This is a genomic window from Candidatus Arsenophonus triatominarum, assembly GCF_001640365.1.
GTDB classification, from domain to species: Bacteria; Pseudomonadota; Gammaproteobacteria; order Enterobacterales; family Enterobacteriaceae; genus Arsenophonus; species Arsenophonus triatominarum.
Map to the genome: position 1 here is coordinate 1 of NZ_LWMI01000070.1, position 9,456 is coordinate 9,456.

Here is a 9,456-nt window from a genome sequence, read left to right on the forward strand (position 1 = left end):
GCGGGAGGGGCATAGGGTTTGAATTCGTAGACTGGCTGCTCACTGACCGGATACATATCGATATCAGAGATGGAAAATAGCTTTTTCCTTTCAGGCTTAACGTCCTTTTTCCTGTTTCTTTTGTTCATTAGAAAAATGCCTCGTCGGGAATGTGAAACGGTTTAGGAACGGGGGAAAAAGCCATAATTAATGAATCGGCCATGTTGGGTGAAGCGATGCCCCGTTTTTTCATGTCTTTTTTGCTCTCGACTTTCACCCGTCCATTGTTGTCGTAATCCACCCGAGGACGGGATAATTCAGCTTTCAGTACGTCAAGTTCTTTTATGCCTGAACTGAGACTGATTAACAGGCCATCGGTAAATTGATTGATGAAACGTTTGTCATCCGGATATTTTTCCAAATGCATGATACACCGCCAGGTATTAAAAAAACGGTCTCGGACGCCCCACCAGGCTTGCGCCTTAATATTCGCGAACATATCTTTATTGGTTTTTCCCGCCACATATTTTGCGTCAGGTTTAAAGACAGCCCCACCCGCGTTGAATCCGGTTGCGGTGATATGACATGTCCGTCGTAGATGCGCTTTCACCCCTGCCCCTACCCCGATGGAGTCATAGATGATTTCATCGGCATGGACTTCCTCAGCATAGTTTTTGACTCGGTTTGCTGAGCTGATCACGTCGCCTTTACTCCACTGCTGGCAATCCGTGACAACCGATCCGTGTACAAACGTGAGGGCGTTGCTGTCATCGCCCTCATCTGCAACGTCAAAACCGAGTCGTTTAGCCCCCGTTGTCAAAAACCCCAGTTTGATATGGGCATCAATGGCCGCCTGTACCCATTCGGCGGGAATTAAGATACCTTCAACAGACGCCTGATAGTTCAAATCCAGTTCCTGCGCCACAATGACCGGATTATCGATTTTCAGGCACTCTTTTTCGTACCATTGTTCATCTTTACGGGGGTCATTGCGCCAGTGAAAGGTAAACACCGGAATACGTCCACTGTGGCGTTTTTGGGCAAAAGGATTGTCCATCCCATTAACCGAACTTAAGTCAATGCGGCAGCGGGTAGTTTGCGATAGGGCAGCATCAATCAATAGCGGACGAGGCAAAAAGGCGGCTTCGTCGACGAAATAGAGTGTCGTCCGGTCACCCCGTCCAATATTGTCCCCCGCTTCACCCTTGATAATGGCGCCGGTGTTTGGAAAATTGACCCGCATATAAGGCGCGTGTTTTTTCGCTACCCAGCCTCCCCGAAACTCTTGCGGTAAAGTTTCAATAAACTTACGGGCTTTCCAGAACAACGCTTTCGGGTCACCGGTGCTGTCAACATACTCTTCTTTGCGGGAGCCAAAGCCAATTACCATCTCTTTATTAAAGAGACATAAAGCGCATGCGAGTGCAATTGACGTCCAGCTTAAGCCCATTTCGCGGCTTTTTTCGGTAATACCGTTTTCACGTCCTTTCCAGCGTGTCATTATCCAGTCAATCCATGCTTCCTGTTTCGGGAACAGCAAAAAAGGAATAGTCACCGGTAACCCGTAATCGACATTTCGTGGGTCTGTCGTCATGCCCCAGTCAATAATAAACTGCGCGGGATTATCCTTATAAAATCGGGTTAATCGTTTAAAACTTTCCGGCTGCTGGCGTAACCGTTGTAGACGCTCATCGCGCCACTCAAATACCTTAAAATAATCTGGTTTTTTAAAGTCAAAAGGAAAAGGTAACGGCATAGGAATTTGTCCGGAAAAAAGCGACTCAAAAAAATATTTTGCACATAAACGTGTACATAAAAATACAAAAAATGGGGTTAAACTCATATAATCAATTGATATTAAATAAATATTTAAATTTAATATCATTTATAACATAAATAAGTAAGCGATTTTAACCCTTTACCCCATCAGTTTTTGGTACGCTTCTGCGGCCTCTTCTAAAGTCATTTCTCGAGTAATTGCATTTTGCGGTAGTATATCTTCTGGTATAGGGCTACCTTGCAATTGCTTAATTTCCAGTAATAAGGTAGTTGGTATAGGAATGCCTTCTATCTCTAAAAATTGCGCGGCCTCTAGTGAAGTGATTTCGGCTGATTTTTTTCGCTCGAGTATCGATCTTAAGTATTCTTTTTGTTGATGCTTTTCATCGTTAAAGAAGACTTCATTGATCCCCATCTTTTTGTAAACGGCAATATCATTGTGACTAGGCAATACTTCTTCTATCGTTGTCGTTTCGCCGTCTGCCGTGGTTTTAATAATTTTGCGTTTTCGGATTTTGGTGTTTTGCCTTGCTGTTTCTGCTAGCTCTTTTTTCAAAATGTCGGCCGCATGATGAAAAGCATGATCAAATTCGTAATAATCCTTTCGCCAATTTCTAATCGTTTTTTCATCCACATGCAGCCATTTTGCAATGAAATGATTTGATACTTTGCCTTTCACCAAAGACAGGTTGATCACGTCATCAATATACGCTTTTTTATATTTAGCTTTCCCTGACATGACAACCTCTTTTTAACCTTTGTGCAACATTCGTAAAATTAGCCATTTTGGGTGCGGACTTATTTTGCGGAAGTATGCGAAAAAAATCCCTCTTCATGCGTTGTTATTATTAGGTTTTCCAATTTTTCAAAATGCGGAAGTATGACTGCGGAATTATGCGTTTTTGGCTATTCTGTAATTTTTTACCTGAATCCCTTTGATGTAAAGCAATTAAGGTTTTAACCCCATTTACCTTAATGATTAAAAAATGAACGCAAATGTTAAAAATTTAACTCAAAAATTGACCCTGAAAATCGACCGTAAATATTTGAGGTGGTCTCAATGTTTTTATGACCCAGCATTTTAGAAATAACATGAATATCATTCCGTTTTTTGATAAGACGTACCGCTGCAAAATGCCGTAAGTTATGAAATTTCCCAATCCTGAATTTTTCCAGTAATTCCTTAACAATTCCTGTCGTACTGTAATTTAACGACAGTCTTTTCACTGATTGACTGACAATTAATGGTTCATGTAACCCAAACTTGTTTTTATCCAATAGCGACAATAACCCTTTTGGCATCGGTAACAATCGCTGAACGTCAGCTTTTAAGCCTTCAATAACACCGTTTCGTGTTACATGTTTTGAGATATTCAAATATTCCCCTTGAATATCGCTATAATCCAATGCCAATATTTCGCTTATCCGAAGCCCAATCACCGATGCCAAGATGAAGGCAATCTTTTCTCTGACGGGCGCTTCTTCAATCATCCTATCCACATTCTCAAACGCCGGAATGAAAATAGGCTTTTCCCCTTTTCTTTTCAATTTTGGAATTGGACTGACACCAACATTTCGCATTGCTTTCAGCAGCAAATAGGCAGAATGCAGATGTTTAAGCGTATTTTCCGGTAAACCGTTAAATTCACTCGGGCGAATATTCAACGCCATTTTTGCTTGCAACGTTTCGTCAATCGAAAACAAGGCATGTTTAATCGTATCGAGCGAACTTTGCCGTAAATGCCCCGTTTCACACTGAAAGACCTTTTTCCCCACATAAAACTGAATCAACTTGCGAAGATGCCAATCTCGGCATTGCTCTTTTTCTTTTGCCATCATCGCCAAAAATCGCTCAGATTCGCTCAGAAAAAGAAAATGGCAAGCAGCTTCCCGCGTTTTAAAGCTTTTATGAAATCGTCCTGCTGGATTTTCGTAATGCACACGAAAACCCTCGCTATCATGGCGAGTTTTGACTTGTTTAATTGAACTCATTTGCGATTATCGCTTTGTTGTTAACCTGGCCACAATTTTTGCTTGATTAAGACAATCTTCTATCATCTTGCCTCTTCTACTAGCTGGCTGTTTGCGATAATAGCGGATGGCTTCACGGGTGGCTAAGCTGGCGACAGAGGTAGAAAAGCCCAGCTTGATTAACTCGGCCTTAACATTGGCTTCGATGAATTGCTCAGGAGTCATCCTTCTAACCTCATGCTTCCACCAATTAAATCAAGGGGGATTTGAGATAACTCCATTACTGTTTTTTCAGCTTTTTTAAGAATGGGTAAATCATCTTGACGCTTACGTAATCGACGACCAGCATCCGAAGAGTCTTTATCAGACTCTTTTCTGGCTGTAGCAACAATATTTTGTAATTGCTCAATAGTAAAAGCTAATCCTTTATTTTCTTCCAACTCCGTCATGTAGTCATAGATTTTAGCCTGTAACTCATAGCTGTAACTCATTGCCATTAGACAGGCTTCACGTTTTGGAAATCGGTAAATTTTTCGAATAGACTGGGCACCGTTTCCAGTGGTGAAAATATCATCAGCTAAAAATTTAGCAGATGTTTCTCCAAGAACTTTGGGTACTTTTGCCATAAAATTATTGTGCTGTAACTTGCGATATTTTTTGCAAGGAAACGTTAATCTCTCTGCTTCCGCTTTTGATTTCCGCTCCGCATTAATATAGTCCACCATTTCCAGACTGGTCATTGTTGGCATTTCTGTTACTAAAAAATTGTCATTTTTAGTTGTTACTAATTTCATCGTACTTTTCCTTATAGAAAATCGAACCTGCGCGCACAGAACAGCCGCCCACAGAAAAGCACCATTTTAAACGGCGTTCTTCAGGCTCGACTTTCTATAAGGTTCTGTGTTTTATTGATGCGCGTGCGTGGCGCTGAGATTGTTAAGATTTGAACGTGCCAATGACCGATTCAGTGACACTGTGTTTTGATGTACTGCTGTAGATATTCCGTCTGCTTTTCGTTCTCAGCTATCATCGCTCTGAGACGGAAATAATCTTCTCGAGCTGCCTTACTAAGTTGTGGGGTGGCATCATTCGCCAGCGCGTCCGCTCTCTTTGCTTCGGGTATCACGCCTGCGGGAGGGGCATAGGGTTTGAATTCGTAGACTGGCTGCTCACTGACCGGATACATATCGATATCAGAGATGGAAAATAGCTTTTTCCTTTCAGGCTTAACGTCCTTTTTCCTGTTTCTTTTGTTCATTAGAAAAATGCCTCGTCGGGAATGTGAAACGGTTTAGGAACGGGGGAAAAAGCCATAATTAATGAATCGGCCATGTTGGGTGAAGCGATGCCCCGTTTTTTCATGTCTTTTTTGCTCTCGACTTTCACCCGTCCATTGTTGTCGTAATCCACCCGAGGACGGGATAATTCAGCTTTCAGTACGTCAAGTTCTTTTATGCCTGAACTGAGACTGATTAACAGGCCATCGGTAAATTGATTGATGAAACGTTTGTCATCCGGATATTTTTCCAAATGCATGATACACCGCCAGGTATTAAAAAAACGGTCTCGGACGCCCCACCAGGCTTGCGCCTTAATATTCGCGAACATATCTTTATTGGTTTTTCCCGCCACATATTTTGCGTCAGGTTTAAAGACAGCCCCACCCGCGTTGAATCCGGTTGCGGTGATATGACATGTCCGTCGTAGATGCGCTTTCACCCCTGCCCCTACCCCGATGGAGTCATAGATGATTTCATCGGCATGGACTTCCTCAGCATAGTTTTTGACTCGGTTTGCTGAGCTGATCACGTCGCCTTTACTCCACTGCTGGCAATCCGTGACAACCGATCCGTGTACAAACGTGAGGGCGTTGCTGTCATCGCCCTCATCTGCAACGTCAAAACCGAGTCGTTTAGCCCCCGTTGTCAAAAACCCCAGTTTGATATGGGCATCAATGGCCGCCTGTACCCATTCGGCGGGAATTAAGATACCTTCAACAGACGCCTGATAGTTCAAATCCAGTTCCTGCGCCACAATGACCGGATTATCGATTTTCAGGCACTCTTTTTCGTACCATTGTTCATCTTTACGGGGGTCATTGCGCCAGTGAAAGGTAAACACCGGAATACGTCCACTGTGGCGTTTTTGGGCAAAAGGATTGTCCATCCCATTAACCGAACTTAAGTCAATGCGGCAGCGGGTAGTTTGCGATAGGGCAGCATCAATCAATAGCGGACGAGGCAAAAAGGCGGCTTCGTCGACGAAATAGAGTGTCGTCCGGTCACCCCGTCCAATATTGTCCCCCGCTTCACCCTTGATAATGGCGCCGGTGTTTGGAAAATTGACCCGCATATAAGGCGCGTGTTTTTTCGCTACCCAGCCTCCCCGAAACTCTTGCGGTAAAGTTTCAATAAACTTACGGGCTTTCCAGAACAACGCTTTCGGGTCACCGGTGCTGTCAACATACTCTTCTTTGCGGGAGCCAAAGCCAATTACCATCTCTTTATTAAAGAGACATAAAGCGCATGCGAGTGCAATTGACGTCCAGCTTAAGCCCATTTCGCGGCTTTTTTCGGTAATACCGTTTTCACGTCCTTTCCAGCGTGTCATTATCCAGTCAATCCATGCTTCCTGTTTCGGGAACAGCAAAAAAGGAATAGTCACCGGTAACCCGTAATCGACATTTCGTGGGTCTGTCGTCATGCCCCAGTCAATAATAAACTGCGCGGGATTATCCTTATAAAATCGGGTTAATCGTTTAAAACTTTCCGGCTGCTGGCGTAACCGTTGTAGACGCTCATCGCGCCACTCAAATACCTTAAAATAATCTGGTTTTTTAAAGTCAAAAGGAAAAGGTAACGGCATAGGAATTTGTCCGGAAAAAAGCGACTCAAAAAAATATTTTGCACATAAACGTGTACATAAAAATACAAAAAATGGGGTTAAACTCATATAATCAATTGATATTAAATAAATATTTAAATTTAATATCATTTATAACATAAATAAGTAAGCGATTTTAACCCTTTACCCCATCAGTTTTTGGTACGCTTCTGCGGCCTCTTCTAAAGTCATTTCTCGAGTAATTGCATTTTGCGGTAGTATATCTTCTGGTATAGGGCTACCTTGCAATTGCTTAATTTCCAGTAATAAGGTAGTTGGTATAGGAATGCCTTCTATCTCTAAAAATTGCGCGGCCTCTAGTGAAGTGATTTCGGCTGATTTTTTTCGCTCGAGTATCGATCTTAAGTATTCTTTTTGTTGATGCTTTTCATCGTTAAAGAAGACTTCATTGATCCCCATCTTTTTGTAAACGGCAATATCATTGTGACTAGGCAATACTTCTTCTATCGTTGTCGTTTCGCCGTCTGCCGTGGTTTTAATAATTTTGCGTTTTCGGATTTTGGTGTTTTGCCTTGCTGTTTCTGCTAGCTCTTTTTTCAAAATGTCGGCCGCATGATGAAAAGCATGATCAAATTCGTAATAATCCTTTCGCCAATTTCTAATCGTTTTTTCATCCACATGCAGCCATTTTGCAATGAAATGATTTGATACTTTGCCTTTCACCAAAGACAGGTTGATCACGTCATCAATATACGCTTTTTTATATTTAGCTTTCCCTGACATGACAACCTCTTTTTAACCTTTGTGCAACATTCGTAAAATTAGCCATTTTGGGTGCGGACTTATTTTGCGGAAGTATGCGAAAAAAATCCCTCTTCATGCGTTGTTATTATTAGGTTTTCCAATTTTTCAAAATGCGGAAGTATGACTGCGGAATTATGCGTTTTTGGCTATTCTGTAATTTTTTACCTGAATCCCTTTGATGTAAAGCAATTAAGGTTTTAACCCCATTTACCTTAATGATTAAAAAATGAACGCAAATGTTAAAAATTTAACTCAAAAATTGACCCTGAAAATCGACCGTAAATATTTGAGGTGGTCTCAATGTTTTTATGACCCAGCATTTTAGAAATAACATGAATATCATTCCGTTTTTTGATAAGACGTACCGCTGCAAAATGCCGTAAGTTATGAAATTTCCCAATCCTGAATTTTTCCAGTAATTCCTTAACAATTCCTGTCGTACTGTAATTTAACGACAGTCTTTTCACTGATTGACTGACAATTAATGGTTCATGTAACCCAAACTTGTTTTTATCCATAGCGACAATAACCCTTTTGGCATCGGTAACAATCGCTGAACGTCAGCTTTTAAGCCTTCAATAACACCGTTTCGTGTTACATGTTTTGAGATATTCAAATATTCCCCTTGAATATCGCTATAATCCAATGCCAATATTTCGCTTATCCGAAGCCCAATCACCGATGCCAAGATGAAGGGCAATCTTTTCTCTGACGGGCGCTTCTTCAATCATCCTATCCACATTCTCAAACGCCGGAATGAAAATAGGCTTTTCCCCTTTTCTTTTCAATTTTGGAATTGGACTGACACCAACATTTCGCATTGCTTTCAGCAGCAAATAGGCAGAATGCAGATGTTTAAGCGTATTTTCCGGTAAACCGTTAAATTCACTCCGGGCGAATATTCAACGCCATTTTTTGCTTGCAACGTTTCGTCAATCGAAAACAAGGCATGTTTAATCGTATCGAGCGAACTTTGCGTAAATGCCCCGTTTCACACTGAAAGACCTTTTTCCCCACATAAAACTGAATCAACTTGCGAAGATGCCAATCTCAGGCATTGCTCTTTTTCTTTTGCCATCATCGCCAAAAATCGCTCAGATTCGCTCAGAAAAAGAAAATGGCAAGCAGCTTCCCGCGTTTTAAAGCTTTTATGAAATCGTCCTGCTGGATTTTCGTAATGCACACGAAAACCCTCGCTATCATGGCGAGTTTTGACTTGTTTAATTGAACTCATTTGCGATTATCGCTTTGTTGTTAACCTGGCCACAATTTTTGCTTGATTAAGACAATCTTCTATCATCTTGCCTCTTCTACTAGCTGGCTGTTTGCGATAATAGCGGATGGCTTCACGGGTGGCTAAGCTGGCGACAGAGGTAGAAAAGCCCAGCTTGATTAACTCGGCCTTAACATTGGCTTCGATGAATTGCTCAGGAGTCATCCTTCTAACCTCATGCTTCCACCAATTAAATCAAGGGGGATTTGAGATAACTCCATTACTGTTTTTTCAGCTTTTTTAAAGAATGGGTAAATCATCTTGACGCTTACGTAATCGACGACCAGCATCCGAAGAGTCTTTATCAGACTCTTTTCTGGCTGTAGCAACAATATTTTTGTAATTGCTCAATAGTAAAAGCTAATCCTTTATTTTCTTCCAACTCCGTCATGTAGTCATAGATTTTAGCCTGTAACTCATAGCTGTAACTCATTGCCATTAGACAGGCTTCACGTTTTGGAAATCGGTAAATTTTTCGAATAGACTGGGCACCGTTTCCAGTGGTGAAAATATCATCAGCTAAAAATTTAGCAGATGTTTCTCCAAGAACTTTGGGTACTTTTGCCATAAAATTATTGTGCTGTAACTTGCGATATTTTTTGCAAGGAAACGTTAATCTCTCTGCTTCCGCTTTTGATTTCCGCTCCGCATTAATATAGTCCACCATTTCCAGACTGGTCATTGTTGGCATTTCTGTTACTAAAAAATTGTCATTTTAGTTGTTACTAATTTCATCGTACTTTTCCTTATAGAAAATCGAACCTGCGCGCACAGAACAGCCGCCCACAGAAAAGCACCATTTTAAA

Annotated in this window: 15 protein-coding genes; all 15 read right to left on the reverse strand. The window is 41.5% G+C overall.

Features of this window, described 5'->3' with window-relative positions; genetic code table 11:
* Positions 1-127: 127 nt before the first annotated feature.
* Positions 128-1,735 carry a terminase large subunit gene (locus tag AYJ55_RS22845; protein WP_063657829.1) on the reverse strand — a complete coding sequence of 536 codons (1,608 nt, stop codon included), beginning with the start codon at positions 1,733-1,735 and terminating at the stop codon, positions 128-130.
* A gap of 162 nt (positions 1,736-1,897) precedes the next feature.
* On the reverse strand, positions 1,898-2,497 hold the full coding sequence (locus AYJ55_RS22850) for a hypothetical protein (RefSeq protein ID WP_063657649.1): 600 nt from the start codon (positions 2,495-2,497) through the stop codon (positions 1,898-1,900).
* A 260-nt stretch (positions 2,498-2,757) separates the two neighbouring features.
* Positions 2,758-3,750, reverse strand: a complete 993-nt coding sequence (locus AYJ55_RS22855) for a tyrosine-type recombinase/integrase (protein WP_063657707.1) — start codon at positions 3,748-3,750, stop codon at positions 2,758-2,760.
* Between the two features lie 6 nt (positions 3,751-3,756).
* Entirely contained in the window at positions 3,757-3,954 is a 198-nt protein-coding gene (locus tag AYJ55_RS22860) for a hypothetical protein (protein WP_063657645.1), read from the reverse strand.
* On the reverse strand, positions 3,951-4,523 hold the full coding sequence (locus tag AYJ55_RS22865; protein ID WP_063657676.1) for a hypothetical protein: 573 nt from the start codon (positions 4,521-4,523) through the stop codon (positions 3,951-3,953). The genes AYJ55_RS22860 and AYJ55_RS22865 overlap by 4 nt, the downstream gene beginning before the upstream one ends.
* Positions 4,524-4,693: 170 nt before the next feature.
* A complete protein-coding gene (locus AYJ55_RS22870) occupies positions 4,694-4,987 on the reverse strand; it encodes a lysis system i-spanin subunit Rz (protein ID WP_063658047.1) in 294 nt (97 codons plus the stop codon).
* On the reverse strand, positions 4,987-6,594 hold the full coding sequence (locus AYJ55_RS22875; RefSeq protein WP_063657829.1) for a terminase large subunit: 1,608 nt from the start codon (positions 6,592-6,594) through the stop codon (positions 4,987-4,989). Before AYJ55_RS22875 ends, AYJ55_RS22870 begins: the two co-directional genes overlap by 1 nt.
* 162 nt (positions 6,595-6,756) lie before the next feature.
* Positions 6,757-7,356 carry a hypothetical protein gene (locus AYJ55_RS22880; protein WP_063657649.1) on the reverse strand — a complete coding sequence of 200 codons (600 nt, stop codon included), beginning with the start codon at positions 7,354-7,356 and terminating at the stop codon, positions 6,757-6,759.
* Between the two features lie 260 nt (positions 7,357-7,616).
* Entirely contained in the window at positions 7,617-7,895 is a 279-nt protein-coding gene (locus AYJ55_RS22885; protein ID WP_063658049.1) for a tyrosine-type recombinase/integrase, read from the reverse strand.
* Positions 7,859-8,065 (reverse strand): site-specific integrase, encoded by a 207-nt coding sequence (locus AYJ55_RS31305; protein WP_187153370.1) that lies wholly within the window; start codon positions 8,063-8,065, stop codon positions 7,859-7,861. The genes AYJ55_RS22885 and AYJ55_RS31305 overlap by 37 nt, the downstream gene beginning before the upstream one ends.
* Positions 8,013-8,198: a hypothetical protein gene (locus AYJ55_RS22890; protein ID WP_063658051.1), complete on the reverse strand. Its 186-nt coding sequence runs from the start codon at positions 8,196-8,198 to the stop codon at positions 8,013-8,015. The genes AYJ55_RS31305 and AYJ55_RS22890 overlap by 53 nt, the downstream gene beginning before the upstream one ends.
* Before the next feature lie 170 nt (positions 8,199-8,368).
* Complete coding sequence (locus AYJ55_RS22895) at positions 8,369-8,611, reverse strand: hypothetical protein (protein WP_063658053.1); 243 nt, start codon at positions 8,609-8,611, stop codon at positions 8,369-8,371.
* A 6-nt stretch (positions 8,612-8,617) separates the two neighbouring features.
* Positions 8,618-8,815: a hypothetical protein gene (locus AYJ55_RS22900; protein WP_063657645.1), complete on the reverse strand. Its 198-nt coding sequence runs from the start codon at positions 8,813-8,815 to the stop codon at positions 8,618-8,620.
* Positions 8,812-8,940 carry a hypothetical protein gene (locus tag AYJ55_RS35260; RefSeq protein ID WP_342668206.1) on the reverse strand — a complete coding sequence of 43 codons (129 nt, stop codon included), beginning with the start codon at positions 8,938-8,940 and terminating at the stop codon, positions 8,812-8,814. Before AYJ55_RS35260 ends, AYJ55_RS22900 begins: the two co-directional genes overlap by 4 nt.
* A 14-nt stretch (positions 8,941-8,954) precedes the next feature.
* Positions 8,955-9,317: a hypothetical protein gene (locus tag AYJ55_RS22905; protein WP_342668207.1), complete on the reverse strand. Its 363-nt coding sequence runs from the start codon at positions 9,315-9,317 to the stop codon at positions 8,955-8,957.
* Positions 9,318-9,456: the final 139 nt, after the last annotated feature.